The sequence below is a fragment of the Bacteroides caecigallinarum genome, assembly GCF_021530995.1.
In the GTDB taxonomy this organism is placed as follows: domain Bacteria; phylum Bacteroidota; class Bacteroidia; order Bacteroidales; family Bacteroidaceae; genus Phocaeicola; species Phocaeicola faecigallinarum.
The window spans coordinates 1-26695 of record NZ_JADYTF010000041.1 but is presented as its reverse complement, the minus strand read 5'-3'; the positions used below and the strand labels follow the sequence as shown (position 1 = coordinate 26695).

Here is a 26695-nt window from a genome sequence, read left to right as displayed (position 1 = left end):
CATTGGATGTTTTTAACTTGAAAATATTGGACAAAAGTAAAGAAAAAAGTATTTATAAATAGATTTTATCATTGAGTTTATCAAACTTAGGTTGATTATCAGTTTATTAAGTAATGCGTCAGCCCTGGATGACCGAACGTATTTGGGTGCCGACCATGGTGGGCAGTGCTGCCGACGATGGTCGGCAATGCTGCTGACGATGGTCGACAATGCTGCCGACGATGGTCGGCACCAGGAAATGTCTATGCTTTAAGTTAGAATTTGCTTCCGGCACCTCCGCCTCCGAAGCTTCCACCTCCGAAACTTCCTCCGCCGAAGCCACCGCCTCCAAAGCCGCCTCGTCCGAATCCTCCTCCCATGAAGATACCTCCGCCGAACGGTCCGCTTCGTCGTCCGTGATGATGGTTGTTTTCATCGTCCACACGCTGTTCTTTGCGTACATAGTGTCCGCAGTTTGAACAGCATGACACTATTTCTTCAATATGGTATGTAGGATATTTGGCTATGGTGCGTCTTGAAATGACTTTCATTGTCTGCTTATGGCATTTGGGACAGCGTCTCTGCCTGCGGATGTTAAGCCAGAGATAGAACATTGTAAATCCAATGACACCGAAAAGCAGTAGGAATAGCAGCCAGGAATCTTCGCCCGAACCTGAACTTGGGCTGTCTGGCGTTCCGCTTTCTCCGTCAAGGTATCCTCTGACGGCTTTTATTCCGGCAAGCATTCCTGCATCCCAATTGCCTTGCGAGAATGCCTTGTTCATGTATCTCACCTGTATTTTCTTGCAGATAGCATCTGGCAGTACACCTTCAAGTCCGTATCCTGTGGCAAACTGTATGCAGCGTTCGCCGGTTACGAGAAGTATTACAAGACCGTTGTCTTTTTCTTTCTGTCCTACTCCGTTTTCCTGACCGAGGCGGTATGCGAAATCAAAACAATCGCCGCCTTCAATTTGTTCTACGGCTACTACAAGAACCTGTATTCCTGTCTTCTGCTCCAGTGAAAAAAGTGTGGTGTCTATAGCGGCGACAGTAGAGGCGGAAAGAATATTATCAGGATTGCTGACGTAACGTGTACGGTCCATAAGATGTACCATTGGGACATCTTCTACCTTATATTCTTTTGCAGCTACAGTTATGCAGCAACACAATGCGAGCAGTATTGCTACGAAATGCAGTTTTCTCATAGTTTTATCAGAATTTTACTTCAGGTGCTTTTTCAGAACCTTCGGCTGCTTCGAAATAAGGACGTTTCTCGAATCCGAAAAGTCCGGCTATGATATTCTTAGGGAAACGGCGTATTGTAGTGTTATATGATTTTGCTGTTTCGTTGAACTTTCTGCGTTCTACGCTGATTCTGTTTTCTGTTCCTTCAAGCTGAGCCTGCAAAGCCTGGAAGTTTTCGTTGGCTTTAAGGTCAGGGTAGTTCTCTGTGATAGCAAGCAGTCGACCAAGCGCTGCACCTATTTCGCCTTGTGCCTTCTGGTATGCCTGAAGTTTTTCAGGAGTAAGGTCGTCAATGCTGATAGTTGCCTGGGTAGCTTTCGATCTGGCCGATACTACAGCATCCAAAGTCTCTTTCTCGTGTGCCGCATATCCTTTAACGGTATTTACCAGATTAGGGATAAGATCGGCACGACGCTGGTATTGGTTTTCTACGTTACTCCATGCTGTGCTTACTGATTCGTCCTGCGAAACGAGTGAATTGTAGGATGAAATACTGTAAATTACTAGAATTGCGATTACTGCTATGACAGTGATGATTGTCCAAGTTTTTTTCATAAGTTTTTCTTGTTTGTAAGTATTTAAGTTTGAAATTCGGCACAAACATAATAAAAATAACAGTTTATGCTACAATTTAGAATGATTTATCTTTGATATGGTCTATGATAGTTTTTTATGTTTTCTTCCGGAAAATATGTCTTTAATCCTTCGGTATATTTTCACTCCGGTCATGATACCGTCGTATGCAGCCATTCCGGTGTTGAAATGATGCATCATCAGGTCCATCTTGCTTTTTGTCTCAGGTGGAGAGAAAAGGTTCTGTGTCAGCTCATGTATTCTTTCCTTTGACTTTCTGAGCTCAGCTTTCTTTCTGCTTTTTCTTTCCGAGATAATTTGTATGCTGTATTTGGTTATATCGTTCATGACATGTCATTATTTAGGGTTATTCTCTTCTTTGTCTTTGTCTTCGAGGAATAATCTTGCCAGAAAGTTTACCATTGGCTGGAAAATTATTTTTTGGCGGAGTATGTATATTACTATTCCAAGCAACAGAATGCATCCGCCTATTATGGCATAACTGGCTATTATGTTGTTTACGAATGAATCAATAGTGTAGACCAGCATGAATGAGAAATAAAACAGAGCTGTCATTCCCAAAACTATAAGGACGCAGATCAGAATAAGTGTTGATATGAGAATGGTGAGCTTCTCCACAAGGTCAAGTTTGATATATTGTCCCTGAAGCTCTATGTATTTTTTGATTTCCTTGAATAGTGCTTCCAGATTGTCAATACTTTTGTCGTTGGCAAACATATTGTTTTCTTTACTTTGCGATTAATAAAAAAGGGAAGTTTAAAAGGAAGTTCCGTCAGTCGCGTTAGCGTGAGCGGCTTTTCCTTTTAAAATCCCTAGTAAGCTTTTTCAATTACTTGGTTTGACAGTTTTTTATGATTACTGTCGGTTTTGTTTTTTACTCGGCATCTTTTACTTCTGCTGCGATCTGGTCAACCAAGTCTTCCATTTCGGCACGGTTAAGCCTGATTCCTTTCTGACGAAGGATTTCAGCTATTTTTCTACGAGTGTCTTCGCCTTTCTCCGGAGCGAATAAGATTCCGGCTGCTGCACCTAGAGCTACCCCGCCCAAGAATGCTGCTACAATGTTTAATGCTTTCATGATAATTATGTTTTATCAGTGTGTATGATAATCATACTGTGTTTAAATTTGCTTTCTACAAATCTAATAAAAAAGATTTTATTTTGTCCGCATTTTTCAGACAAAAATTATCAATTTATTTACTCTATTGTATAATTAACTGATTTTAACAGTATAGAAAGGTTTATATTACTACTTTTGTCACGAAAAACTAAGTTAGAAAATTATTCAAACAAATAAATGGAAGGCAACATGAAAAAATTATTCGTTTTAGGAATGGGATTATGCCTGGTTTTGGCATTCTCTTCTTGTAAATCAAGTGAAAGTGCTTATAAGAAAGCATATGAAAAAGCGAAGCAAAATGAATTGGCTGAGGCTGCAAATCAGCAGGAAACAGTTGTTGAGGCAGCGCCTGTTGTAGAGGCTGCTCCAGTTGCGACTACACCGGCTCCTGTAACTCCGGCTCCTGTGCGTGAAGAGAAAGTAGAACTTGTTTCAGGCGACGGACTTAAAGCATTCAGTGTGGTTTGTGGAAGTTTTGGTGTTAAAGCTAATGCTGACGGATTGAAATCTACGCTTGATGGTCAGGGATATAGTGCAAAAGTAGTATACAATGCAGAACGTAATATGTATCGTGTGATAGTAGCTTCTTTCGATACAAGAGAGGAAGCTGCAGCAGCAAGAGATGCATTTAAGGCAAAATATCCAAACCGTCAGGATTTCCAGGGATCATGGTTGTTATATCGTGTGTATTGATTAGCATATTATTCTGAATTATTATTCTAATTATCATACTTATAAGCGATGGCATATATGCTGTCGCTTTTTTTTATACCTTTGCAATTTGTAAAAATAATTATGCGCATGATGAAAAATAGGTTTTATATTAGTTTTATAGGTTTGCTGATTTCTGTATCGGCAATGTCTCAGGAGACATTTGAATTGTTCAAATATGGTGATATGGACAGCTGGGTGACGCGTAGGATAGAAGAATCGTCTATTATAGGTGGTAACGTTAAATATTTGTATGAACTAGGTCCAGATATGAATTTTGACGGAAATATTCCATATAAAAACCAAGGAGGTTCGCCATGGGGGAATTCTAATGTAATGGCTAAAGTGGCAGGTATTGTAAAGACAAATACCAGTGTGTTCCCGGAAAAACTCAGTCATGGCAAGTGTGCACGTCTGGAAACTCATGTTGAAAGTGTTAAGGTGTTGGGGCTGGTAAATATATCTGTGATAGCATCCGGCTCTTTGTTTCTGGGTGATATTAAAGAACCGATAACAGGTACTAAGGATGGTGAAGAAAAGTTGAATTGTGGTGTTCCTTTTTCGAAAAGACCAAAGGCCATACGTTATGACTATAAAGTGAAAATGTCGGACCAGAAAGACAGAATCCGCATGACAGGCTTTAGCAAGAAATCTGTAGTGAAAGGTAAGGATGCGGCAATTATGGTTTGTTATCTTCAAAAAAGAACAGAAGATGCAGAAGGGAATATTATTGCAAAACGACTGGGGACAGCTGCAGTGAAATATTCGGAGAATTCCGACTGGAAGAAAGGTGCTACATACGAGATAATGTATGGTGATATAACCGGCAACAGTAATTATGTGCCTGAACTTATGGCTTTGGGGACCGGTGGGTATCATGCCCGCAACAGCAAAGGTGAGAGTGTGATGATTAAAGAAAACGGATGGGCAGATAAGAATGAAATTCCAACCCATATTATTGTACAGTTTACTTCAAGTATAGGTGGCGCATTTGTGGGTTCGCCGGGAAATACTCTTTGGATTGACAATGTAGGGTTGGTGTATTAACCAAATGCTAGGATTTTTTAAGTCTTATATATAAGGTGTTAATAAATTAATTTGTAAATTTGCTGCCAATTATGGGTAGAATTTTAGCTATAGATTACGGCCGAAAGCGTACAGGGCTTGCTGTTACGGATCCGATGCAGATTATTGCTAGCGGACTTACAACCGTTTCTACACACGAACTTGCTGATTTCATTCAGAATTATGTCAGTCGTGAAAAGGTAGACCGGATAATAATAGGTCATCCTAGACAGATGAATTATGAGGATTCTGAGAATATGAAGAATATTGTACCTTTTATGAACAGATTGAAAAAAATGCTTCCTGATATACCTCTAGAATTGGTTGACGAGAGGTTTACATCTGTTCTTGCACATCAGGCTATGCTGGTTGGAGGGCTTAAGAAAAAGGACAGGCAAAACAAAGCTTTGGTAGATGAAATTAGTGCTACTATAATTCTACAGTCTTATTTGGAATCGAAAAAATATTAATAAACAGAATAATTGCAATAAATATGATTTTACCGATTTATGTATATGGCCAACCTGTTTTGCGTAAGGTGGCTGAAGATATAACTCCTGATTATCCAAACCTAAAAGAACTTATTACAAATATGTTCGAAACAATGGATCGTGCAGATGGTGTGGGACTGGCTGCGCCTCAGATAGGATTACCTATACGTGTGGTTGTGGTAAACCTTGACGTGCTGTCCGATGATATGCCTGAATTCAAGGATTTCCGTAAGGCGTACATAAATGCACATATTGTAGAAACAGGCGAAGAACTAGTGTCAATGGAGGAAGGTTGTTTGAGCTTGCCAGGAGTGCATGAGAGCGTTAAACGTCCTGATAAAATACGTGTAACATATCTTGATGAAGATATGAATCCGCATGATGAATGGGTGGAAGGATATTTGGCAAGGGTTATGCAGCATGAATTCGATCATTTGGACGGAACAATGTTTATTGACCATTTGTCTCCATTAAGAAAACAGATGATTAAGGGAAAACTGAATAAGATGGTAGAAGGTAAGGCTCGTTGCGCTTACAAGGTGAAAACTGTAAAATGATAAAAAAGCTTCTATACATATTATATATAGGCTTGATGATGCCTGTGGCAGCCCTGTCGCAAATCAATACTGACAGGGTGATGACCATAGGTAAGAACGCTCTTTATTTTGAAGATTATGTATTGTCTATACAATATTTTAATCAGGTGATAAATGCTAAGCCATATCTGGCCGAGCCTTTTTTTTATAGAGGGTTGGCAAAAATTAATCTGGATGATTTTCAAGGAGCAGAAGCCGATTGTACGGAGTCGATAGAACGTAATCCGTTTGTTGCAAATACATATCAGATAAGAGGTATCTCGAGAATACGTCAGGAAAATTTTGACGGTGCCATTGCCGATTATCAGAAAGCATTGACTATAGAGCCTGAAAACGAGGCACTATGGCATAATCTTATACTATGTAGAATACAGAAAAAAGATTATTCAAGAGCCAGAGCAGAGCTTGATACGCTTATTTCTATATCACCTAAATATACAGATGCTTATTTGATGCGTACTGAAGTGTCCTTGAAAATGAAGGATACAATCCAGGCTATGACGGATGCAGACAAAGCAATTGAAATGGATAGGTATAATCCTGATCCGTGGGCATCGAGGGCTGTTCTTTTTATGCAGAGGGGAAAGTATGCCGAAGCTGAATCGGATTTTGATGAGGCTGCCAGACTGTCCTTCAAAAATTCCGGCATATATATTAATAGGGCATTGGCCAGATACCATCAGAATAATCTGCGGGGCGCAATGGCTGATTATGATATAGCACTGGACATCGATAAAAACAATCTCATAGGACATTACAACCGCGGTTTGCTCAGGGCACAGGTGGGTGATGATAACAGAGCTATTGAGGATTTTGATTTTGTACTCAGTGTTGAACCGGATAACCTTATGGCTGCGTTCAACCGAGGCTTATTGCGAAGCAAAACCGGTGATTACAAAGGTGCCGTGGAAGACTATACAGCGGTTCTTGACGAATATCCAAATTTTATGCCTGGCTATCAGTGTAGAGCTGAGGCTTATCGTAAGATGGGGGATCTGAAGAGGGCTGATGCAGACGAAATCGTAATGCTGAAGGCTCAGATTGATGCACAGGCCGGAACGAAAAACAATACGGCTTCGAATGACAAAACCAGAAAGAAGTCGGATAAGAATATGAATAACTATCGTAAGATAGTTGTCGCAGACAATGATGATACGGAAAGTAAATATAAGACAAATTATCGCGGAAGAGTACAGGATAAGAATGTCAACATATTGCCGCAGCCAATGTTTGCGCTGACTTATTATGAACGTAAGGATGAGGTAAAAAAGCAGATTAATTTCTATAATAAGATAGCTCAGATGAACGAAAAGCATCTTTTCCCTGAGAGACTTATTATTACTAACAATGAAATGGCATTGAACGAGACTCTGGTAAAACAGCATTTCAGCTCTATAGACCAGCTGTCGGCAACTATAGCTGCCAATCCGGATAATGCACTGAACTATTATATACGTGCATTGGATTTTTATCTGGTTCAGGATTTTGACAATGCACTGAATGATTTGAATGAATGTATTAAAAGGGATTCTGTTTTCTTCCCGGCATATTTCAGCCGTGCTTTGATTCATTATAAGGAGTTGGAATATAGAAAGCGCGAAAAGAGTTTTGAGATAGTTGCTGCTGATGAAAAGACTGCGCAGGTGAGATCTTTGGATTATGCAAAAATACGTGAAGACCTGGATAAGGTGATAGAGTTGGCTCCTGACTTTGTTTACGCGTATTATAACAGAGCTAATATACTTACCATAATGAAAGATTATCGCGGTGCGATAGCTGATTATAATAAGGTGCTTGAGATTGATCCAAATATGGCCGATGCTTATTTTAACAGAGGACTTACTCACATCTTCCTGGGAAATAACAGATTAGGAATACAGGATTTGAGTAAGGCTGGTGAATTGGGACTTTTCTCGGCATATAATATCATAAAACGCTTTACGGTAAAAGAGAAATAACATTTTATATCAAAAAGAAACCTATTAAAGAAACTTTTACTATTTTTGCGGATAAAATTGAAGTGAAATAAGATTAAAATATAAAATTATGATTAAGATAACTTTCCCGGATGGTTCGGTTCGTGAATATAACGAAGGTGTAACCGGTCTGCAGATTGCAGAAAGCATTAGCTCTCGTCTGGCACAGGATGTGCTGGCATGTAGTGTTAATGGTGAGACTATTGATTTGAGTCGTCCTATAAATGAAGATGCAGAGTTTGTTCTTTACAAATGGGATGATGAACAGGGTAAACATGCATTTTGGCATACTAGTGCACACTTACTGGCTGAGGCTCTTCAGGAACTTTATCCTGGAATTCAGTTCGGTATCGGTCCAGCCATCGAAAACGGTTTCTACTATGATGTAGATCCGGGTGAGGCTGTAATAAAGGAAGGTGACCTGCCTGCTATAGAAAAGAAAATGGCAGAACTGGCTGCCAAGAAAGAAGCATTGGTTCGTGAAAGCATATCGAAGGAAGATGCATTGAAAATGTTCGGCGAAAGAGGGGAAACTTACAAATGCGAACTTATTTCTGAACTTGAAGACGGACATATCACTACTTATACTCAGGGCGCATTTACAGACTTGTGCCGTGGACCACACTTGACTTCTACAGCTCCTATCAAGGCGGTGAAACTGTTGTCAGTAGCAGGTGCTTATTGGAGAGGTCAGGAAGACCGTAAGCAGATGACACGAATTTACGGTATTTCTTTCCCTAAAAAGAAAATGCTTGACGAATATTTGGCATTGCTGGAGGAAGCTAAGAAACGTGACCACCGTAAGATTGGTAAAGAAATGGACTTGTTCATGTTCTCTGATACAGTAGGTAAGGGTTTGCCTATGTGGTTGCCAAAGGGTACAGCTCTACGTATACGTCTGCAGGACTTCTTGCGTCGTATCCAGTCAAGATATGACTATCAGGAAGTAATGTGCCCGCCAATCGGTAACAAACTTCTTTATGTTACATCTGGTCACTATGCTAAATACGGTAAGGATGCATTCCAGCCAATACACACTCCGGAAGAAGGAGAAGAGTACTTCTTGAAACCGATGAACTGTCCTCATCACTGTATGATATATAAGAACTCTCCACGTTCTTATCGTGACCTTCCTTTGCGTATTGCTGAGTTCGGTACTGTATGTCGTTACGAACAGAGTGGTGAGCTTCACGGATTGACTCGTGTACGTAGCTTTACACAGGATGACGCTCACTTGTTCTGCCGTCCTGACCAGGTTAAAGACGAGTTCTTGCGTGTAATGGATATTATTTCAATCGTGTTTACTTCTATGGGACTTGAAAACTTTGAGGCTCAGATCTCATTGAGAGATAAAGTGAACCGTGAAAAATATATCGGATCTGAAGAAAACTGGGAAAAGGCTGAACAGGCTATTATCGAGGCTTGCCAGGAAAAAGGTTTACCTGCAAAAATCGAATATGGTGAGGCTGCATTCTATGGTCCTAAACTTGACTTTATGGTTAAGGATGCCCTTGGACGCCGTTGGCAGTTGGGTACTATTCAGGTTGACTACAACTTGCCGGAAAGATTCCAGTTGGAATATATGGGATCGGATAACCAGAAGCATCGTCCTGTGATGATTCACCGTGCTCCGTTCGGATCTATGGAACGTTTCGTTGCTGTTCTCATCGAACATACAGCTGGTAAGTTCCCATTGTGGTTGACTCCTGATCAGGTTGCAATTCTTCCTATTTCTGAAAAATTCAATGAATATGCGGATAAGGTTCGTATGGAACTCAAGAAATATGATATCCGTGCTTTGGTTGACGACAGAAACGAGAAAATCGGACGCAAGATACGTGATAATGAAATGAAACGTATCCCTTACATGCTTATCGTTGGTGAAAAAGAAGCAGAAAATGGTGAAGTTGCTGTAAGAAAACAAGGCGAAGGCGACAAGGGAAGCATGAAAATAGAAGATTTTGCAAAAAATATTGCAGAAGAAGTTCATAATATGATAAATAAATGGTAACTTTGCAACCGTTTTCATGAATACAGATTAAATATTCATGAAAACGGTGTAAAAACTATTAATGAATAATTTATAAAAACGTAATTCAAACTGGAATAAAAGTTATTAATGAAGAATGACAATTTAAAAGGGCAACACCGAATCAACGAACAGATTCGTGCCAAAGAAGTCCGCATAGTGGGCGATGATATTGAATCAGCAGTTTATCCGTTGGCGCAAGCTTTAAAGATGGCCGAAGAGCATGAAGCTGACTTAGTTGAAATTTCACCCAATGCTGTTCCACCGGTTTGTAGAATTATAGATTATTCTAAATTCCTTTATCAGCTGAAAAAACGTGCTAAGGAACAGAAAGCAAAACAGGTTAAAGTAAACGTTAAGGAAATCCGTTTCGGACCACAGACTGACGAACACGATTATAACTTTAAGCTCAAGCATGCGATAGGTTTCCTTCAGGACGGTGATAAGGTTAAGGCTTATGTGTTCTTTAAAGGACGTTCAATCTTGTTTAAGGAACAGGGCGAAGTTCTTTTGTTACGTTTTGCAAATGACTTGGAAGAGTATGCAAAAGTAGAGCAGATGCCTTTGCTTGAAGGTAAGAGAATGATAATATCATTGACTCCGAAGAAGGGGCCGGCTCCAAAGAAAGCTGCTCCACAGGCAAAACCATCTAAGGCTGAAGAGGTAGAAGAATAAAAACAAGAGCGTATAGCGCGCAGGTATAGTGCGTTATTGCCTTTAGAATAATAATAATTAAAAATTTAAACAAGATGCCAAAGATCAAGACTAACTCCGGTTCTAAAAAAAGATTTGCTCTTACCGGAACAGGTAAAATCAAAAGAAAGCACGCTTTTCACAGTCACATTTTGACTAAGAAGACTAAAAAGCAAAAAAGAAACCTTGTACACTCAGGATTAGTACACAACTCAAACCTAAGTCAGGTAAAGGAACTTCTTTGCATGAAGTAATTTTAGCTTTAAAAGCGTATTTTGTATCATTTAAATTATTAACCGAATGTATTAGCTTTAAGTCCGATTGTAAAATATCGGCGCTTTCATTCAAAAAAGAATTAAAACTATGCCAAGATCAGTAAATCACGTTGCTTCAAGAGCAAGAAGAAAGAAAATTTTAGGTCTAACCAGAGGTTACTTTGGTGCTAGAAAGAATGTATGGACAGTAGCCAAGAATACTTGGGAAAAAGGTTTGACTTATGCTTACCGTGATCGTAAGAATAAGAAACGTAACTTCCGTGCATTGTGGATTCAGCGTATCAATGCAGCTGCTCGTTTGGAAGGTATGTCATACTCTAAACTGATGGGTGCTTTGCACAAAGCTGGTATTGAAATCAACCGTAAGGTTTTAGCTGATTTAGCTATGAATCATCCAGAAGCATTCAAAGCTGTTGTTGCTAAGGCAAAAGCTGCTTAATAGCTTCTAAGGAATAAAAAGTTATTAAAAAGCTGTTCTCACAAATGAGAGCAGCTTTTTTTTGTATTAAAATGATGGTGAAACTTTGTAATATTAATTTTTTGTATTATATTTGTAATACAAAAATATAGCCGCACTTGCAGAATCGGGAAACTCATCAAATTATAAGAAATACCGAGACAAGCTTCATATTCTAATGGCGGGCCACGCCTTCGGGTAGCATTTATGCCGGTGGATTACAAAGGAATTGAGCTCTCAAATCATGTCTATCGGAGTTTCGTCACGCCTCGGGTGCGGCTTCTTTTGTTGCTATTTTATATTGCATAACTCTTTATATAACCTTTGTACAGGTAGTCCCATAACATTGAAATAAGAGCCATTGATTCTTGATACACCTATAAATCCAATCCATTCTTGTATACCGTATGCGCCAGCTTTGTCGTATGGCCTGTAATTATCAATATAAAAATTTATTTCTTCGTCGGTAAGGGTATCAAAAGTTACTTCGGAGGTTGATACAAAACTTTTTTGGAAATTACGTGTTGTAATACTTACTCCAGTCATAACTTGGTGAGTATGGCCAGATAATGTTTTTAACATTTTGACTGCATCTTCTTGATCTTTAGGCTTTCCTAATACTTTATCATTAGCATATACAATAGTGTCAGCTGTTATAATCAAATCATTTTCTTTCATAAAAGGAAGATATGATTCGGCTTTAATTTTTGATATGAATTCTGGTATTTCGCTTCCTTTTAAGTTTTTAGGATAGCTTTCATCAATTCCGTTTATTACTTTTACTTCATAATTAATGCCAAGTCCTGAAAGAAGTTCTTTACGTCGTGGCGAATTTGATGCCAATATTATATTGTATTTTTTGAGATTGTCTAACATTTTATTCATGTATTTTATTGGTTTACCATCCGAATGCTTCGTCGTGTGACATCCATTTACCTTGAGCTCTGAGTACTTGTTCTATTACATCACGTCCACATCCTTGACCACCACGATGATGGGATATATATTTACATATTGCCTTTATGTCTGGTGCTGCATCGGCAGGGCAACATGGAAGTCCAACAAGCTGTAGAACTTCATAGTCAGGTATATCATCACCCATGTAAAGGACCTCTTCAGACTTTAGGTTGTATTTTTGTATTAAATCATAATATTCTTTAGTTTTTATGGATGCACCCATACATACATCTTTTACGCCAAGTCCTTCAAACCTTAGTCTTACGGCTTCTGTACGTCCACCTGTTATTATAGCCACGTGCAACCCGCATTTTACGGCAAATTGAATGGCATAACCATCTTTTATATTTATCATTCTCATAGGTTCTCCATTAGGATGTAATGGCACTGTATCTGAACTTAATACGCCATCAACATCGAAGAACAGTGCTTTAATCTTTGTAAGGTCGTAATTTATCATATAGATATTTATTTGTCATTTTCCTGAAATCTGTGAATGTTTTTACTTATTAATTGATAAAGTTCTGCTATTTCAGGTTTGTCTTTAAGCATATTTATATGGCTTTCCATTATGTTTATGTCGTTTCTTTGAGCCGGTCCGGTTTGGGCCAGTATTGGTGAAAGATAGTGTACTTTCTCTGCTGTTTCTTCAATCAGTGGTAACATAGCACTAAAAGGAAGCCCATGTGATGAAAGCAGTTGTTCGCATATGGAATACATGTGATTGGTAAAATTGCATGCAAAAACAGCTGAAATGTGCAGATACTTTCTTTGTTCTGATGAGGCTTTGAACACATGTTTGCTTAGCAAAGATGCTGCATGTATAAGTAATTCTGTGTCTTTATTTGTATTAGCCTCGACAAAGAAATGTACCTTGTTGAAATCAACCTTCCTTTGTTTACTGAATGTTTGCATTGGATATAGAACTCCGTATCTGCCAGTCAATCCTTTCCAAATGTCGATGGAAACACTTCCTGCCGTATGCACAAATAATGCCTGGTTATTACACTTGGCCAATTGTGGAAGAATGTGTTCTAGAACTGAGTCTTTTAATGAAACTATATATATGTCTGCATTGTCAATTGACTCAATATCTGTAGTGTAAGGACAACCTATCTTCTCTGCAAGAGATTTTGCAGATTCTTTTGTCCTGCTGTAAACCATTTTTATTTTGCATCCGCTCTCGTGAAAGGCCATTCCCAAATGTGTGGCAACATTTCCTGCTCCTATCAGGGCTATAGAAAGACATGGTTCGGAATATCCTGACATCATTTACCTCCGTATTTGTTTATATGAATTTTTTCCCATTGCAAATGTGATTCGTCGAATGGTTTTCTTTCCATTCCTTTATGTCCTATGGCAATGATTGAAAGCGCTTGTAATTGCAGTGGTAGGTCTAAGACCTCATGTACATACTCATTCGAAGGAATGCCACTGGATGTAAATCTTTCTCTGAGTTGAACCCAACAACTGCCCAGGCCGAGATCTTCAGCCTGTAGCTGTATCATGATTGATGCTATCGAGGCATCTTCTATCCATACATCGCTGACCAGAGGGTCGGCTGTTACTACAATAGCCAAAGCGGCATCTTTGATAAATGAGGAGCTTGACTCTTTACAATATGAGAGCTTTTCTAAAATTTCTTTGTCGTCTACTGCAATAAACTGCCAACAGTTTGTCCGTTTTGATGTAGGCGACATTAGTGCTGCTTTGAGTAGTGTCACTACTTCTTCTTGAGTCAGTTCCTCATTTGTAAATTTACGCATGCTGCGCCTTGATTTTATCAGTGTGCTGAAATTTTCCATAAATATATAATTTGAATGCTTTCTACAAATATATGATTTTCGTTTTTAATGCTGAAACTTTTTATGTAAATTTGCAATATATGGCAATACGTTTGGTTACATACGAGCATTCAGAGACGTTACCTCTGCTTCCAGGGAAAAACGTGTTTCATTCGGTGGGCTTGTTTAGAATTTTAGAAAGTACACCGGGATATAGTCCTTTTATGCTTGTTGCCTATGAAGGGGAGAGGCCTATAGGAAAATTGTTGTGTGTTATAAGAAAATCACGGTTTATCAGTAAATGTGTGATATACGACTGTGGAGAGTATTTTAATACCAATATGAGGCATGACTTGATTTTTGATGAACTTCTTTCTTATCTTACTATTCGTAACAAAGATAATTTTTTTGTTATAGAATTCAGGAATTTAACTGAACCTTTATTTGGATATCGCTATTTTAGACAGAATGGATATTTCCCGGTCAGACGTCTTAGGGTAATTAATTCTATTCATCATTCAACTATAGATAAGTGGATGGGAGCATCTAGAAAACGACAGATACAACAAGGGTTGAGAAATGGTGCTGTAATGGGTATTGCCGATAATAAACATCAGGTTTGTGCTTTCTTCAAGATGTTGAAAAACTATTATACGTCCAAGGTATTTAAATATCTTCCGGCAATGGACTTTTTTACCAATATTTTGGAGCAAACGGAAGATGATTCTGAAATTGGCAAGATATTTACAATCTCTTACAACGATAAAATTATTGGAGGTTCCTGCTGTCTGTTTTCTGATGATACCGTTTATTTGTTGTTTTCCGGCGGAATGAGAAAAAGCTATCCACATCTGTATCCGGGTGTGCTTGCTGTATGGAATGCAATGCTGTATTCAAGGGAGAAAGGTTATAGCCATTTTGAGTTTATTGATGCAGGACTTCCATTCAAAAAATATGGTTATAGAGACTTTATATTGAGATTTGGAGGTAAACAGTTGAGTACACGAAGATGGTATAGGCTTAAGTGGAGCTGGTTGAATAGAATAATGGAAAAAGTGTATGTGTAATGCTATCTGTTATCATTGCTGTTTTTGCCAACTTAAGTTTTCAAAATAAACATTCAGACGCTATAAAAAGGTAATTAGGGAAAATATTTAAGAAAAAAGTTTCGTATTTTAATCCAAATTTCTTTTCTTTGTCTAATAGAATTTAAGAACTTTAATTTAATATCAAAAAAACAACATCATTATGAAAATATCTCATATTGAACATTTGGGCATTGCTGTAAACAGCATAGAAGAAGCCCTCCCATATTATGAAAATGTATTGGGATTGAAATGCTATAACATCGAAACAGTTGAAGACCAAAAAGTAAGAACTGCATTTCTGAAATGTGGTGAAACAAAAATAGAACTTCTTGAACCTACGGGTCCTGAAAGTACAATTGCTAAATTTATTGAAAACAGGGGAATGGGGGTGCACCATGTGGCTTTTGCCGTAGAAGATGGTGTGGCAAATGCTTTGGCTGATGCTGAAGGTAAAGGTATTCGTCTTATTGACAAGGCACCGCGTAAGGGAGCCGAAAATCTTAATATCGCTTTTCTTCATCCTAAATCAACAATGGGGGTGTTGACGGAACTTTGTGAGAAATAAAAAAGGATGGAGATAATGACTGGAATAAGTTTTTTATAAATATTGGGTTGAAGAGTCTGTTTGCATATTGTTTATGTAAGCCGACTCTTCAACTTGTTTTATAAGGAATATTGCTCTGTCCGACTAATGTTATTATAAACTTTAAAAATACTTATAACTATGAGTAATCAATTGGAAAAAGTAAAAGAGCTTATCGAACTGCGTGCCCAGGCTCGTTTGGGAGGTGGTGAAAAAGCTATTGAGAAACAGCATGCTAAAGGTAAATATACAGCACGTGAACGTATCTCGATGTTGCTTGACGAAGGTAGTTTCGAAGAATTGGATATGTTCGTAAAACACCGTTGTACTAATTTCGGTATGGACAAGAAACATTATCTTGGTGATGGTGTTGTTACAGGTTACGGTACTATAGAAGGCCGATTGGTGTATGTTTTTGCTCAGGATTTCACTGTTTCGGCAGGTTCATTGTCTGAAACTATGTCATTGAAGATATGTAAGGTAATGGATATGGCCATGAAGATGGGGGCTCCATGTATCGGACTTAACGACTCGGGTGGTGCACGTATCCAGGAAGGTATAAACGCTTTGGCCGGTTATGCTGAAATTTTCCAGCGTAATATCCTTGCATCAGGTGTTATTCCTCAGATTTCCGGTATCTTCGGTCCTTGTGCCGGTGGTGCTGTTTATTCTCCAGCTTTGACTGACTTTACTCTTATGATGGAAGGTACATCTTATATGTTCCTTACAGGTCCTAAAGTTGTCAAGACAGTGACTGGCGAAGATGTTTCACAGGAAGATTTGGGTGGTGCAAGTGTACACTCAACACGTTCTGGTGTAACACATTTCACAGCTTCTACAGAAGAAGAAGGTCTGGCGCTGATCCGTAAACTTTTGAGCTATATCCCTCAGAACAACCTTGAAGAGGCTCCATACGTTGATTGTACAGACCCAATTGACCGTCTGGAAGACTCTCTTAACGAAATTATCCCTGACAGCGCTAATAAGGCTTACGATATGTATGAGGTTATCGGCGCTATTGTAGATAATGGTGAGTTCCTTGAAGTACAAAGAGATTTTGCAAAGAATATCATTGTCGGTTTTGCACGTTTCAACGGACAGTCTGTAGGTATCGTTGCCAATCAGCCTAAGTTCCTTGCAGGAGTGCTTGACTGTAATGCTTCACGTAAGGGAGCACGTTTCGTACGTTTCTGCGATGCTTTCAATATTCCTATCGTTTCGCTTGTTGACGTTCCTGGATTCTTGCCTGGTACAGGTCAGGAATATAATGCTGTAATCCTCCACGGTGCTAAGTTGCTTTATGCATACGGTGAGGCTACAGTGCCTAAGATCACTATCACTTTGCGTAAGTCGTATGGTGGTTCGCACATCGTGATGAGCTGTAAGCAGTTGCGCGGTGATATGAATTATGCATGGCCTACTGCTGAGATTGCCGTAATGGGTGGTGCAGGTGCAGTAGAAGTCCTTTATGCTAAAGAAGCTAAGGAAGCTGAAGATCCTAAGGCATTTATGGCTGAAAAAGAAGCTGAATATACTAAACTTTTCGCTAATCCTTATAATGCGGCTAAATATGGTTATATTGATGATGTGATTGAACCTCGCAATACCCGTTTCCGTATTATCCGCGCATTGCAGCAGTTGCAGACTAAGAAACTTACTAATCCGTCGAAGAAGCACGGTAATATTCCTTTGTAATAAATTAAAATCTGAAAATATGATGAAAAAACTGAATATCGGAATGTTCCTTTCTTTGATGCTGTTGGTGGCTTTTTCGTCCTGTAAGGAGCAAAAGCCTAACAATAAATTGGTCATCAATGAAGTGCTGGTGGACAATCAGAGTAACTTCCAGGATGATTATGGATTGCACAGCGGATGGATAGAAATATTCAATAAATCGTATAGCAGTGCCGATTTGGCAGGATGCTTGCTCCGTGTAAGCTCACAGCCGGGTGATACTGCCACTTATTTTATTCCAAAAGGTGATGTGTTGACTCTTTTGAAACCTCGCCAACACACATTGTTTTGGGCGGACGGTGCACCGCGTCGTGGTACTTTCCACACAAATTTTGTGTTGAGCAAAACAAACGAGAACTGGATTGGACTTTATGATTCGGGCAAGAAACTTCTTGATCAGGTTGTTGTTCCGGCAGGTGTACTTAAAGAAAACTATTCGTATGCCCGTGTGAGTGATGGCTTGAACGAATGGGAAGTGAAGGACGACAGTGCCGAGAAGTATGTTACTCCTAGCACAAACAACAAGACTATAGAAAGTAATCCTAAAATGGATAATTTCGAACTGCACGATCCTGTTGGTGTGGGTATGGCGATTTCGGCTATGGCTGTAGTATTTACAGGCTTGATTCTGCTTTATATTTGCTTTAAGTTTGTCGGTAAGGCTGCAATTGCTTTGCGTAAGCGTAACGCTATGAAAGCACAGAATGTGACAGACCATAAGGAAGCTAAGGAAATGAAACTTGGTGAAGCTCCAGGAGAAGTTATTGCCGCGATATCTATGGCATTGCACGAAGCTCAGGGTGCTGATCACGATGTGGAAGAAACTATCCTTACAATAAGCCGCGTAAAACGCAGTTACTCGCCATGGAGTTCTAAGATTTATACTTTGCGTGAAACTCCGAACAAGAAATAACTTTGATAAAATTTAATCGTATGAAAGAATATAAATATAAGATAAACGGTAACTTATATAAGGTTACTGTTGGAGATATACAAGACAACAATGTAAAGGTAGAAGTTAATGGAACTTCATATACCGTAGAACTGGAAAAATCAGCAACACCTAAAATCAAGCCGGTAGTTCGTACAGCAGCTACTACTCCTGCCGCTCCGCCACCTGCAGTGTCTCGTCCTGTTGTGGCTGGAAGCAAATCAGGAATCAAATCTCCTCTGCCAGGAGTAATTCTTGATATAAAGGTAAAGGAAGGCGATATTGTCAAACGTGGTCAGACTTTGCTCGTTCTTGAAGCAATGAAGATGGAAAACGATATCAAGTCCGACCGTGACGGTAAAGTTACTTCTATCAAAGTAAGCAAAGGTGAATCTATTCTTGAAGGTACTGACCTTATAATTATTGAATAATATGGGAGAATTTGTTAGTTTTTTGCAGAATAACCTGGCGGATTTCTGGACATATACCGGTTTCTTCAATGCTACTCCACAGCATTTGATAATGATTCTTGTCGGTATATTCTTCATTTATCTGGCAGTGGCAAAGGAATTTGAACCTATGTTGCTGATTCCTATCGGTTTCGGTATTCTTGTCGGTAATATTCCTTTCAATATGGAAGCCGGCCTAATGGTAGGTCTTTATGAGGAAGGCTCAGTACTTAACATTTTATATCAGGGTGTAACGTCGGGATGGTATCCGCCTCTTATATTCTTGGGTATCGGTGCCATGACGGACTTCTCAGCCTTGATATCAAATCCTAAACTGATGCTTATCGGTGCTGCTGCACAGTTTGGTATTTTCGGAGCGTACATGCTTGCACTTGAATTCGGTTTCGACCCTATGCAGGCAGCAGCTATAGGTATTATTGGTGGTGCGGATGGTCCTACAGCCATATTCCTTTCATCCAAGCTAGCCCCTAACCTGATGGGTGCGATTGCGGTGTCGGCATATTCATACATGGCTCTTGTTCCTGTGATTCAGCCGCCTATCATGCGTCTGCTAACAACAAAGAAGGAACGTCTTATCCGTATGAAAGCTCCTCGTGCAGTTTCGCATACAGAAAAGGTAATGTTCCCTATAGTAGGTCTGTTGCTTACATGTTTTCTTGTACCTTCAGGTCTTCCCTTGTTAGGAATGTTGTTCTTCGGTAACCTGTTGAAGGAAAGTGGAGTTACACGTCGTCTTGCAGAGACAGCGCGTGGTCCGCTGATTGATACTATCACTATTCTGTTGGGACTTACAGTAGGTGCTTCTACTCAGGCTTCTGAATTCCTGACTCGTGATTCAATCTTTATTTTTGCACTTGGTGCTTTGTCATTTATCATAGCAACAGCTTCAGGTGTATTGTTTGTCAAGTTCTTCAATTTGTTCCTGAAGAAAGACAATAAGATTAATCCGCTTATCGGTAACGCCGGAGTATCTGCCGTACCTGATTCAGCGCGTATATCTCAAGTTATAGGTCTGGAATATGATCCAAGCAACTATCTGTTGATGCATGCTATGGGTCCGAATGTTGCCGGAGTAATCGGTTCTGCAGTAGCTGCAGGTATTTTGTTAGGATTCTTGGTATAAGGACAGGTTAAATCATAAAAAACAGACAAATTGCATTTTCTTGTAATTTGTCTGTTTTTTAATGTAATTATTTGGACTAAAACTGTATAAAAGATGTATATTTTTTGATTTATATCAAAAAAGTTCTCTGATTAAATATTTTTTAGTGTATATGTTCAAATTAATATTTTAATAATAGGATATATTTGTGCCGAAATTAAACTAAATAACTAAATTATGACTACGAAAAGAACAGTTAAGTATCATGTACCTCAGCAAGGTTTGTATGTTTATTCAAGGAATGTTGACGGTAGAACAGAACTTATTGTTTTAAACAGCACAGACATTGAGCAAGTCCTGCCGAATAATCATTTCAAGGCTTTGATTAATGAAAGTGTTGAGGGGAAAGAAATTTCAAGTGGAAAGAAAATCGATCTAAGAGAGAACATAGTAGTTCCAGCTCGCAAGTCGGTTATTATTGAGTGTTAATGGGAATTTTGTGAAACTATTAAAAAAGCGATGTTACTTCAATAGTGAAGAACATCGCTTTTTTGTTGCATTTGTTGTTATTTTCCTCTGTATCCTTTGAAGAATTTACAGAAATAGTGCCACTGGTATTCTATACTGTTATTCCAGTATTTACCATCGTGAACGCCTGGCCTGCTAATATAGTCGTGGTCGATACCTCTTTTCAGTAATTCTGCATGCAGATTGTTGTTTACATTAAAGAAGAAATCACCACTACCGCAATCGAATATTATTGCCAAATCTCCGTTTTTAAGTTTATCCAATTGATTTATTACAGTGTGATTGTTCCAGACATCCATATTACTGCTCATTTCACCTAACTGTTTTTTCATTTCCCAGTTGTTGGGGAACGGACGTATATCGACTCCTCCACTTGTGGCACCACCGGCACCAAATGTGTCCTTGTGTCTTATTGACAGCCATAAACCACCATGACCTCCCATACTGAATCCTGTTATGGCTCTTCCATTACGGTCCTTTATAGTATTATAGTTTGCATCGATATATTCAACCAATTCTTTGGCTACAAATGTTTCAAACTGGCTTTTGGGGTTTGTCGGACTATCCCAGTACCAGCTGTTTTCTCCATCGGGGCACACAATAAAAGCACCGTCCCTGTCTGCCATATCTTTAAGTTCAGGTTTTATATTGAGCCATGTTCTCGCATCGCCTCCGTATCCGTGAAGCAAGTACAGTGCAGGACATTTCTGGTTGTTTATGGCCTGTTCCGGTACGACAACGATGACTTCTATTTCTCTATCCATTTTCTCGCTTCTCACCATCAGGGTATCAATTCTTGAAGCATAAGATGTTGCTGTTACAGTCAATGCAACAAATACAAGCAGTGTCTTGAAGATTTTGTTTATCATATATATCATTTTTAGTTGTAAAGTTAGCAGTAAATTTTCTATAAAAACGCATTTGGGCCATGTTTTTTGTAATATGCATAACTGAATGTGCCACTTTTTCTATAAGTTTGCAGCATGAAACAGAAACTTATAGAAAATGAAGGTATTCCCGGTCATTTGTTGTTGCTTTTAGCAGTAATATCGGGACTGGCTGTTGCTAATTTGTATTACAATCAGCCGTTGCTGAACGACATATGTCGTGATTTGAGAGTAAATGAATTTACGGCTAATCTGATACCAATGGTAACTCAGATAGGTTATGCGCTCGGATTGCTGTTTATTATTCCATTAGGCGATTTGTATAGCAGGCGGAGGATTATTGTTGTGAATTTCTCATTATTGTCAGTTTCTATGTTGTCAATAGCCCTGTCGAAGAATGTAGGATTTGTTCTTGCTTCATCTTTAATTACGGGAATATGTTCTGTGATGCCGCAGATTTTTATACCGATAGCATCGCAGTTCTCAAAACCGGAGGATAAGTCAAAAAATGTAGGAGTTTTGGTCAGTGGTTTGTTGACAGGTATCTTAGGTTCACGAGTAATTAGTGGTATAGTGGGCGAGTATTGGGGCTGGCGAACAATGTACTACTTAGCTGCAGCGATAATGCTGGTTTGTATATTTATCGTTATAAGGATTATTCCTGATATGGCTGTCAATTACAAGGGTACTTACAAAGAACTTATGCAATCTTTGTTTACTATATTCAGACAACGTAAGGATATACGCCTTTCCTCTCTAAGGGCAGGATTATGTTTTGGTAGTTTTCTTTCTTTGTGGGCTTGTTTGGCTTTTAAATTGAGCGGTGAACCGTTTTATGCAGGAAATAACATTATAGGTATGTTGGGTCTGTGTGGGGTAGCAGGGGCCTTGACTGCTTCGTTGGTGGGACGTTATGTGCGTATTCTTGGTGTAAAACGACTCAACTATATAGGGTGTCTGATTATAATCGTTTCATGGAGTATAATGTATGTTTTCCAGAATACGTATGCCGGCTTTATAGTGGGAATAATGCTAATAGATATAGGTATGCAATGTGTTCAGTTGAGTAACCAGACTTATGTGCTTACTTCTCTTCCTAATGCCTCAAACAGGGTGAATACGATTTTTATGACTACATATTTTGTTGGAGGTGCATTGGGAACATTCCTTGCCGGAACATTCTGGCATTTTATGCAGTGGGATGGAGTAGTTGTGGTAGGCTTGTCTCTGACGATTGTTTCCCTCATTATTACGCGATTTGCAAAAGTATTGCAATAAAAAAGAGCTGCTTTATAGGCAGCTCTTTTAGTATATATCTGTTTGATTTTCCATTTAGCAGATTCTGCGTGAACCGTCGCCGATTACTACATCGTAAACTTTAGGGCTACGTCCGAATTTTTCTTTGAAGCGTTCTTTTGCTGTAGTAATGAATGTTTCGTACAATTCATTCTTAACAAGGTTGATTGTACATCCACCAAAACCACCACCCATAACGCGTGAACCTGTTACACCGCAATCGAATGCAATGTCGTTCAGGAAGTCGAGTTCTTCGCAGCTAACTTCATAAAGTTTGCTCATGCCGTGGTGTGTTTCATACATCTTCTGTCCTACAGTTTCGTAGTCACCTTTTTCCAAAGCATCGCAAACGTCAAGAACGCGCTGGATTTCTTCTATTACGTATTCTGCACGCATATAGTCTTCCTCAGAAACTTCTCCTTTTACTGCATTAAGCATATCCATTGTACAGTCGCGAAGGAATTCTACTTCAGGATGAGTCTTCTTGATTGCAGCAACTACATTTTCGCAGCTCTGGCGACGTTTGTTGTATGCAGAAGAAGCAAGTTCGTGTTTAACAACTGAGTCAACAAGAACAAGTCTGTAACCTTCTGGTTTGAATGGGAAATACTGATATTCCAAAGAACGGCAATCCAATCGGATTAAGCTGCCTTCTTTACCAAATACAGATGCGAACTGGTCCATGATACCGCAATTAACACCGCAGTAGTTGTGTTCTGTTGCCTGACCTACTTTTGCCAATTCGAATTTATCTATTTTGTTTTCGCCAAACAAGTCGTTCAACGCGAATGCATAAGTTGATTCTAAAGCAGCTGATGAAGACATACCTGCTCCGAGAGGAACATCACCTGCAAATGCAGTATTGAATCCTTTAACATCTACTCCGCGTTTGATCATTTCACGACATACTCCGAAAATATATCTTGCCCAGCTTGCAGATGGAGCATCTTCTTCGTTAAGACCAAATTCAACATAGTCTTTAAGGTCTATTGAATATGCACATACTTTATTTGTACCATTAGGCTTGATTTCAGCCATTATTCCTTTATCTACTGCACCTGGAAATACAAAACCACCATTATAGTCGGTGTGTTCACCTATAAGGTTGATACGTCCCGGAGAGGCGTATATATAGCCTGTAGTCCCGTCGAAATGCTTAATGAAGCGACTTCTTACAAATTCTATGTCCATGATTGTAATTTATTAAAAGGTTAATATAATGAAAAACCATGATAGTAATATAAGTAATGAATTGTTATATACTATCATGATTTTGGATTTAATTATTCTACTGGAATGTCTTTGTTTACATTCTTGCATCCTATAAGTCCGTAGAACAGCTGGTATGCAAACATTGCAACTATCAGCCAATAGCTTGCCATATATCCTACTGCATCAGAAATGAATTGTTGAACCAATGGAAGGATACCTCCACCAACTACCATCATCATGAAAATACCGGATGCCTGTGCAGTATATTTACCAAGTCCTTCAACTGCGAGGTTGAATATTCCACCCCACATTACTGAAGTACACAATCCGCACAATACTAATAGAAGAGCACTTACCGGAACTTTAGGAGTGGCAAGTGATCCCATGATGTATGAAGGTTTGATATTTGCAGCATCCAGCTGTGCTGAGTATGCAGAGAGAGCTTCTTCGGATGGATTTGAAATAAATACAGCAACTTCATCTTTTGACAAGCCGGCATTTTCCAAAGTCTCTGCTGTTTTAGCTATAGGGTCATAAACGAATGTTGGGACATTTACACCTACAGATTTAGGAATGGAAATAGCTAAAACAGTCAATATTATAGCTGTTGACGAGACTGTTATAAGCTGTGCACGTGTTGAAACCTTTCCACTGATTACACTACTGGTAAGACGTCCAACAAGCATCAGCAACCAGTATATGGCTGCTATAGCTCCACCTATTGCAGCTCCATTAGTAAGGATACCTGCTCCCTTTTCAGAAGGGTCTGCGAGGTAGAAGTTCAGTGTACCCGGTATACCAATTTCAATACCAACATAAATAAAAATACCTATAACTCCCATTACAGTATGTCTGAAGCTCCAAGGACTATGAGTGAATTTTTCTGCTTTTTCATTTGACTTTCTCATGTGAGGTTCAGGAATAGCCACAAACGAGATAACGATGAAAGTAAAAGCAAACACACCCATGGCGATGAACAGCAGTGGAGATACATCCGACATTGCAGTCTTTTCAGTTACAGTACCAATAAGAACACCTACGAACAGAGGAGTCAATGTACCCGATAATGAGTTAAGTGCTCCACCTGTCTGGATAAGCTGGTTTCCCTTATTACCACCGCCACCAAGAAGGTTAAGCATAGGGTTAACTACAGTATTTAGCATACATACACAGAAACCGCAAATAAAAGCACCTAAAAGGTAAATAATGAAGTTAAGTTTTATTACGTATTCGCCTGCGTTAAAAACACTTACATCTGCTCCAAAGATACTGGAAGAATACTGGATTAGCAATCCGATGAAACCAATTGCGATTGCTGTAAGAGCTGTTTTTTTATAACCGATTCTCACAAGCATGTTACCTGCCGGAATACCCATGAATAAGTATGCCAGAAAGTTCATCATGTTACCCATCATTCCCAAAGTATTGGCTCCGGCATATTGGTTTTTCCAAATGGTTCCAAATGGTGCAGCTAGGTTGGTAACGAAAGATATCATCGCAAATAAAAAGAACATGGTCAGAATTGCGATAAAGTTACCGTTTTGTTTTTGTTGGTTCATAATTTGTTTAAGAGATAAAATGATTAATTATTAGGTTTATTTATTTTTCTACTCCAAATTTGTATATAGTTACTTGATGATATGTTTCTCCTGGCGTCAAAACGGCTGATGGGAAATGTCCTTTGTTTGGAGTGTCAGGAAAACGTTGTGCTTCAAAACATATAGCACTTCTAGCAGGGAATGTAGCTCCATGATATCCTTTAAAACCGCTGTGCCAATTTGCAGTATAAAGTTGTACTCCAGGTTCAGTAGTATATACTTCAAGGCTTCTACCACTATTAGGTTCAATACATTTTGCAGCGAAAGTCAGAGCTCCTTGTTCTTCTTTGTTTAATACATAGCAATGATCATAACCTGCACCGTAAACTAATTGCTGGAATTTATCGTTTATTCTGCTTCCAACAGTTTGCGGCGTTCTGAAATCCATTGGAGTATCTTCAACTTTACTTATTTCTCCTGTAGGTATAGATACTTCATCGATAGGTGTATAAAAATCAGCATTTATTGTAAGAATGTTATTTTCTACAGATTCAGTTGGAGTCTTGACGCCAGATAGACTGAAGAATGCATGATGCGTAAGATTTACTAAAGTTTTTTTATCAGTAATTGCAGTATAAGTAATGATAAGTTCATTATCATTAGAGAGTGTGTAAATTACTGTAACATCAAGGTTACCAGGGAATCCTTCCTCTCCGTCTTTGGAGAGATAATGTAATGTAACGCTTTGTTTGCTGGTTTGTTCAGCATCCCATACTCTTGCATGGAATCCTGTTGGACCACCGTGGAGTGAGTTTGGACCGTTATTTATGGTAAGGTTATATTCTTGACCATCCAATTTGAATTTACCTTTGGCGATTCTGTTTCCATATCTGCCTATAAGTGTACTGAGAAATGGTTCCGGACTATTGATAACATTGTCTATAGTATCGTGTCCTTGAATTACATTTTCAAAACGTCCGTTTTTGTCTGGAACCATAATTGTAAGTATAGCTCCACCGTAATTGGTTACTGCAACTTCTGCGTTGTTTTCATTAGACAGAATAAATAAATCTGTATCTTTTCCGTTTATGCTTTTTTGAAAATCTGATCTTTTAAGACCACTTAAATTGTTTTCATGGTAAAATGTGTTGTCCATATATTAAAAATTCTTTTTATTTACACATAGTTTTATTTATTATGCAAATAAAAAGATTTTATTTAAATTACCCAAACATTTTTCGCTAAAAAGAAATGATATTTACTTTTAATCTCCTTCCTTTCATTAAAGTTTGTGGCTTTTATATAATACAATAAGGTCTGCTACAATAAATGTACTTCCCCCGATAAAAAT

The 26695-nt window shown here is 38.8% G+C and carries 30 protein-coding genes; 17 read left to right on the top strand and 13 right to left on the bottom strand.

All coding sequences use genetic code 11. The annotated features are described in order from the left end of the window. Positions 1-254: 254 nt before the first annotated feature. From I6E24_RS07465 to I6E24_RS07445, 5 genes are all read right to left on the bottom strand, one after another. Positions 255-1187, bottom strand: coding sequence for a TPM domain-containing protein (locus tag I6E24_RS07465; RefSeq protein ID WP_235327517.1), 933 nt, complete (start codon positions 1185-1187; stop codon positions 255-257). Positions 1188-1194: 7 nt separating this feature from the next. Continuing rightward, positions 1195-1782, bottom strand: coding sequence for a LemA family protein (locus I6E24_RS07460; RefSeq protein WP_235327515.1), 588 nt, complete (start codon positions 1780-1782; stop codon positions 1195-1197). A 102-nt stretch (positions 1783-1884) separates the two neighbouring features. After that, a complete protein-coding gene (locus tag I6E24_RS07455) occupies positions 1885-2148 on the bottom strand; it encodes a hypothetical protein (protein ID WP_235327513.1) in 264 nt (87 codons plus the stop codon). 9 nt (positions 2149-2157) lie between these two features. Continuing rightward, a complete protein-coding gene (locus I6E24_RS07450; protein WP_235327511.1) occupies positions 2158-2538 on the bottom strand; it encodes a phage holin family protein in 381 nt (126 codons plus the stop codon). A 157-nt stretch (positions 2539-2695) separates the two neighbouring features. Beyond that, a complete protein-coding gene (locus I6E24_RS07445) occupies positions 2696-2899 on the bottom strand; it encodes a YtxH domain-containing protein (protein ID WP_154043886.1) in 204 nt (67 codons plus the stop codon). Positions 2900-3130: 231 nt separating this feature from the next. On the opposite strand from I6E24_RS07445, the gene I6E24_RS07440 reads away from it, so the two are divergent. The 9 genes from I6E24_RS07440 (at position 3131) to rplT (ending at position 11216) form a co-directional block, all read left to right on the top strand. Continuing rightward, entirely contained in the window at positions 3131-3634 is a 504-nt protein-coding gene (locus I6E24_RS07440) for an SPOR domain-containing protein (protein ID WP_235327509.1), read from the top strand. A 111-nt stretch (positions 3635-3745) separates the two neighbouring features. Further along, on the top strand, positions 3746-4699 hold the full coding sequence (locus tag I6E24_RS07435; RefSeq protein WP_394800375.1) for a PCMD domain-containing protein: 954 nt from the start codon (positions 3746-3748) through the stop codon (positions 4697-4699). Between the two features lie 71 nt (positions 4700-4770). Beyond that, a complete protein-coding gene (gene ruvX / locus I6E24_RS07430; RefSeq protein ID WP_235327507.1) occupies positions 4771-5187 on the top strand; it encodes a Holliday junction resolvase RuvX in 417 nt (138 codons plus the stop codon). Positions 5188-5210: 23 nt separating this feature from the next. Then, positions 5211-5765, top strand: coding sequence for a peptide deformylase (gene def, locus I6E24_RS07425; protein ID WP_235327505.1), 555 nt, complete (start codon positions 5211-5213; stop codon positions 5763-5765). Then, entirely contained in the window at positions 5762-7762 is a 2001-nt protein-coding gene (locus I6E24_RS07420; protein WP_235327503.1) for a tetratricopeptide repeat protein, read from the top strand. Before def ends, I6E24_RS07420 begins: the two co-directional genes overlap by 4 nt. A gap of 88 nt (positions 7763-7850) precedes the next feature. Next, the gene (gene thrS, locus I6E24_RS07415; protein ID WP_235327501.1) at positions 7851-9791 is read left to right on the top strand and encodes a threonine--tRNA ligase; all 1941 of its coding nucleotides are present in this window, start codon (positions 7851-7853) and stop codon (positions 9789-9791) included. A 108-nt stretch (positions 9792-9899) separates the two neighbouring features. After that, positions 9900-10484, top strand: a complete 585-nt coding sequence (gene infC, locus I6E24_RS07410; RefSeq protein WP_235327499.1) for a translation initiation factor IF-3 — start codon at positions 9900-9902, stop codon at positions 10482-10484. Positions 10485-10558: 74 nt separating this feature from the next. Then, entirely contained in the window at positions 10559-10756 is a 198-nt protein-coding gene (gene rpmI / locus I6E24_RS07405) for a 50S ribosomal protein L35 (RefSeq protein ID WP_235327497.1), read from the top strand. A gap of 109 nt (positions 10757-10865) precedes the next feature. Beyond that, positions 10866-11216 (top strand): 50S ribosomal protein L20, encoded by a 351-nt coding sequence (gene rplT / locus I6E24_RS07400; RefSeq protein WP_007560377.1) that lies wholly within the window; start codon positions 10866-10868, stop codon positions 11214-11216. Between the two features lie 309 nt (positions 11217-11525). Here the strand turns inward: rplT and I6E24_RS07395 are convergent, their stop codons facing one another. From I6E24_RS07395 to I6E24_RS07380, 4 genes are read right to left on the bottom strand one after another with little or no spacing between them, the layout of a single operon-like run. Then, positions 11526-12110, bottom strand: coding sequence for a Maf-like protein (locus tag I6E24_RS07395; protein ID WP_235327495.1), 585 nt, complete (start codon positions 12108-12110; stop codon positions 11526-11528). Between the two features lie 22 nt (positions 12111-12132). Next, positions 12133-12651 (bottom strand): KdsC family phosphatase, encoded by a 519-nt coding sequence (locus tag I6E24_RS07390; protein WP_235327493.1) that lies wholly within the window; start codon positions 12649-12651, stop codon positions 12133-12135. 8 nt (positions 12652-12659) lie between these two features. After that, positions 12660-13460, bottom strand: a complete 801-nt coding sequence (locus tag I6E24_RS07385; RefSeq protein ID WP_235327523.1) for a Rossmann-like and DUF2520 domain-containing protein — start codon at positions 13458-13460, stop codon at positions 12660-12662. Continuing rightward, positions 13460-13996, bottom strand: a complete 537-nt coding sequence (locus I6E24_RS07380; protein WP_235327491.1) for a nitroreductase family protein — start codon at positions 13994-13996, stop codon at positions 13460-13462. Before I6E24_RS07380 ends, I6E24_RS07385 begins: the two co-directional genes overlap by 1 nt. A gap of 80 nt (positions 13997-14076) precedes the next feature. Here I6E24_RS07380 and I6E24_RS07375 point away from each other — a divergent pair, with 80 nt between their 5' ends. From I6E24_RS07375 to I6E24_RS07345, 7 genes are all read left to right on the top strand, one after another. Next, positions 14077-15042 (top strand): GNAT family N-acetyltransferase, encoded by a 966-nt coding sequence (locus tag I6E24_RS07375; protein ID WP_235327521.1) that lies wholly within the window; start codon positions 14077-14079, stop codon positions 15040-15042. Positions 15043-15223: 181 nt separating this feature from the next. Then, on the top strand, positions 15224-15628 hold the full coding sequence (gene mce, locus I6E24_RS07370; protein ID WP_154044646.1) for a methylmalonyl-CoA epimerase: 405 nt from the start codon (positions 15224-15226) through the stop codon (positions 15626-15628). Between the two features lie 159 nt (positions 15629-15787). Further along, a complete protein-coding gene (locus tag I6E24_RS07365; RefSeq protein WP_235327489.1) occupies positions 15788-17341 on the top strand; it encodes an acyl-CoA carboxylase subunit beta in 1554 nt (517 codons plus the stop codon). 22 nt (positions 17342-17363) lie between these two features. Then, positions 17364-18293: an OadG family transporter subunit gene (locus I6E24_RS07360; RefSeq protein WP_235327519.1), complete on the top strand. Its 930-nt coding sequence runs from the start codon at positions 17364-17366 to the stop codon at positions 18291-18293. 20 nt (positions 18294-18313) lie between these two features. Further along, complete coding sequence (locus tag I6E24_RS07355) at positions 18314-18742, top strand: biotin/lipoyl-containing protein (protein ID WP_154044644.1); 429 nt, start codon at positions 18314-18316, stop codon at positions 18740-18742. Between the two features lies 1 nt (position 18743). Beyond that, complete coding sequence (locus I6E24_RS07350; protein ID WP_235327487.1) at positions 18744-19904, top strand: sodium ion-translocating decarboxylase subunit beta; 1161 nt, start codon at positions 18744-18746, stop codon at positions 19902-19904. Between the two features lie 216 nt (positions 19905-20120). Further along, positions 20121-20372, top strand: coding sequence for a cyclomaltodextrinase C-terminal domain-containing protein (locus I6E24_RS07345; RefSeq protein WP_235327485.1), 252 nt, complete (start codon positions 20121-20123; stop codon positions 20370-20372). Positions 20373-20449: 77 nt separating this feature from the next. On the opposite strand, the gene I6E24_RS07340 is transcribed toward I6E24_RS07345, so the two are convergent. Then, positions 20450-21280 (bottom strand): alpha/beta hydrolase, encoded by an 831-nt coding sequence (locus I6E24_RS07340; protein ID WP_235327483.1) that lies wholly within the window; start codon positions 21278-21280, stop codon positions 20450-20452. A 114-nt stretch (positions 21281-21394) separates the two neighbouring features. On the opposite strand from I6E24_RS07340, the gene I6E24_RS07335 reads away from it, so the two are divergent. Beyond that, entirely contained in the window at positions 21395-22576 is a 1182-nt protein-coding gene (locus I6E24_RS07335; protein ID WP_235327481.1) for an MFS transporter, read from the top strand. 54 nt (positions 22577-22630) lie between these two features. On the opposite strand, the gene galK is transcribed toward I6E24_RS07335, so the two are convergent. From galK to I6E24_RS07320, 3 genes are all read right to left on the bottom strand, one after another. Beyond that, positions 22631-23785, bottom strand: coding sequence for a galactokinase (gene galK, locus I6E24_RS07330; RefSeq protein ID WP_235327479.1), 1155 nt, complete (start codon positions 23783-23785; stop codon positions 22631-22633). A 92-nt stretch (positions 23786-23877) separates the two neighbouring features. Further along, positions 23878-25365, bottom strand: a complete 1488-nt coding sequence (locus tag I6E24_RS07325; RefSeq protein WP_235327477.1) for an MFS transporter — start codon at positions 25363-25365, stop codon at positions 23878-23880. Positions 25366-25405: 40 nt separating this feature from the next. Beyond that, positions 25406-26500 (bottom strand): aldose epimerase family protein, encoded by a 1095-nt coding sequence (locus I6E24_RS07320; RefSeq protein ID WP_235327475.1) that lies wholly within the window; start codon positions 26498-26500, stop codon positions 25406-25408. Positions 26501-26695 lie beyond the last annotated feature (195 nt).

Bases quoted from the DNA above. Each gene is read 5' to 3' on its own strand.
- I6E24_RS07465 (WP_235327517.1), bottom strand. From the start codon at position 1,187: ATGAGAAAACTGCATTTCGTAGCAATACTGCTCGCATTGTGTTGCTGC.
- I6E24_RS07460 (WP_235327515.1), bottom strand. From the start codon at position 1,782: ATGAAAAAAACTTGGACAATCATCACTGTCATAGCAGTAATCGCAATT.
- I6E24_RS07455 (WP_235327513.1), bottom strand. From the start codon at position 2,148: ATGAACGATATAACCAAATACAGCATACAAATTATCTCGGAAAGAAAA.
- I6E24_RS07450 (WP_235327511.1), bottom strand. From the start codon at position 2,538: ATGTTTGCCAACGACAAAAGTATTGACAATCTGGAAGCACTATTCAAG.
- I6E24_RS07445 (WP_154043886.1), bottom strand. From the start codon at position 2,899: ATGAAAGCATTAAACATTGTAGCAGCATTCTTGGGCGGGGTAGCTCTA.
- I6E24_RS07440 (WP_235327509.1), top strand. From the start codon at position 3,131: ATGAAAAAATTATTCGTTTTAGGAATGGGATTATGCCTGGTTTTGGCA.
- I6E24_RS07435 (WP_394800375.1), top strand. From the start codon at position 3,746: ATGAAAAATAGGTTTTATATTAGTTTTATAGGTTTGCTGATTTCTGTA.
- ruvX (WP_235327507.1), top strand. From the start codon at position 4,771: ATGGGTAGAATTTTAGCTATAGATTACGGCCGAAAGCGTACAGGGCTT.
- def (WP_235327505.1), top strand. From the start codon at position 5,211: ATGATTTTACCGATTTATGTATATGGCCAACCTGTTTTGCGTAAGGTG.
- I6E24_RS07420 (WP_235327503.1), top strand. From the start codon at position 5,762: ATGATAAAAAAGCTTCTATACATATTATATATAGGCTTGATGATGCCT.
- thrS (WP_235327501.1), top strand. From the start codon at position 7,851: ATGATTAAGATAACTTTCCCGGATGGTTCGGTTCGTGAATATAACGAA.
- infC (WP_235327499.1), top strand. From the start codon at position 9,900: ATGAAGAATGACAATTTAAAAGGGCAACACCGAATCAACGAACAGATT.
- rpmI (WP_235327497.1), top strand. From the start codon at position 10,559: ATGCCAAAGATCAAGACTAACTCCGGTTCTAAAAAAAGATTTGCTCTT.
- rplT (WP_007560377.1), top strand. From the start codon at position 10,866: ATGCCAAGATCAGTAAATCACGTTGCTTCAAGAGCAAGAAGAAAGAAA.
- I6E24_RS07395 (WP_235327495.1), bottom strand. From the start codon at position 12,110: ATGTTAGACAATCTCAAAAAATACAATATAATATTGGCATCAAATTCG.
- I6E24_RS07390 (WP_235327493.1), bottom strand. From the start codon at position 12,651: ATGATAAATTACGACCTTACAAAGATTAAAGCACTGTTCTTCGATGTT.
- I6E24_RS07385 (WP_235327523.1), bottom strand. From the start codon at position 13,460: ATGTCAGGATATTCCGAACCATGTCTTTCTATAGCCCTGATAGGAGCA.
- I6E24_RS07380 (WP_235327491.1), bottom strand. From the start codon at position 13,996: ATGGAAAATTTCAGCACACTGATAAAATCAAGGCGCAGCATGCGTAAA.
- I6E24_RS07375 (WP_235327521.1), top strand. From the start codon at position 14,077: ATGGCAATACGTTTGGTTACATACGAGCATTCAGAGACGTTACCTCTG.
- mce (WP_154044646.1), top strand. From the start codon at position 15,224: ATGAAAATATCTCATATTGAACATTTGGGCATTGCTGTAAACAGCATA.
- I6E24_RS07365 (WP_235327489.1), top strand. From the start codon at position 15,788: ATGAGTAATCAATTGGAAAAAGTAAAAGAGCTTATCGAACTGCGTGCC.
- I6E24_RS07360 (WP_235327519.1), top strand. From the start codon at position 17,364: ATGAAAAAACTGAATATCGGAATGTTCCTTTCTTTGATGCTGTTGGTG.
- I6E24_RS07355 (WP_154044644.1), top strand. From the start codon at position 18,314: ATGAAAGAATATAAATATAAGATAAACGGTAACTTATATAAGGTTACT.
- I6E24_RS07350 (WP_235327487.1), top strand. From the start codon at position 18,744: ATGGGAGAATTTGTTAGTTTTTTGCAGAATAACCTGGCGGATTTCTGG.
- I6E24_RS07345 (WP_235327485.1), top strand. From the start codon at position 20,121: ATGACTACGAAAAGAACAGTTAAGTATCATGTACCTCAGCAAGGTTTG.
- I6E24_RS07340 (WP_235327483.1), bottom strand. From the start codon at position 21,280: ATGATAAACAAAATCTTCAAGACACTGCTTGTATTTGTTGCATTGACT.
- I6E24_RS07335 (WP_235327481.1), top strand. From the start codon at position 21,395: ATGAAACAGAAACTTATAGAAAATGAAGGTATTCCCGGTCATTTGTTG.
- galK (WP_235327479.1), bottom strand. From the start codon at position 23,785: ATGGACATAGAATTTGTAAGAAGTCGCTTCATTAAGCATTTCGACGGG.
- I6E24_RS07325 (WP_235327477.1), bottom strand. From the start codon at position 25,365: ATGAACCAACAAAAACAAAACGGTAACTTTATCGCAATTCTGACCATG.
- I6E24_RS07320 (WP_235327475.1), bottom strand. From the start codon at position 26,500: ATGGACAACACATTTTACCATGAAAACAATTTAAGTGGTCTTAAAAGA.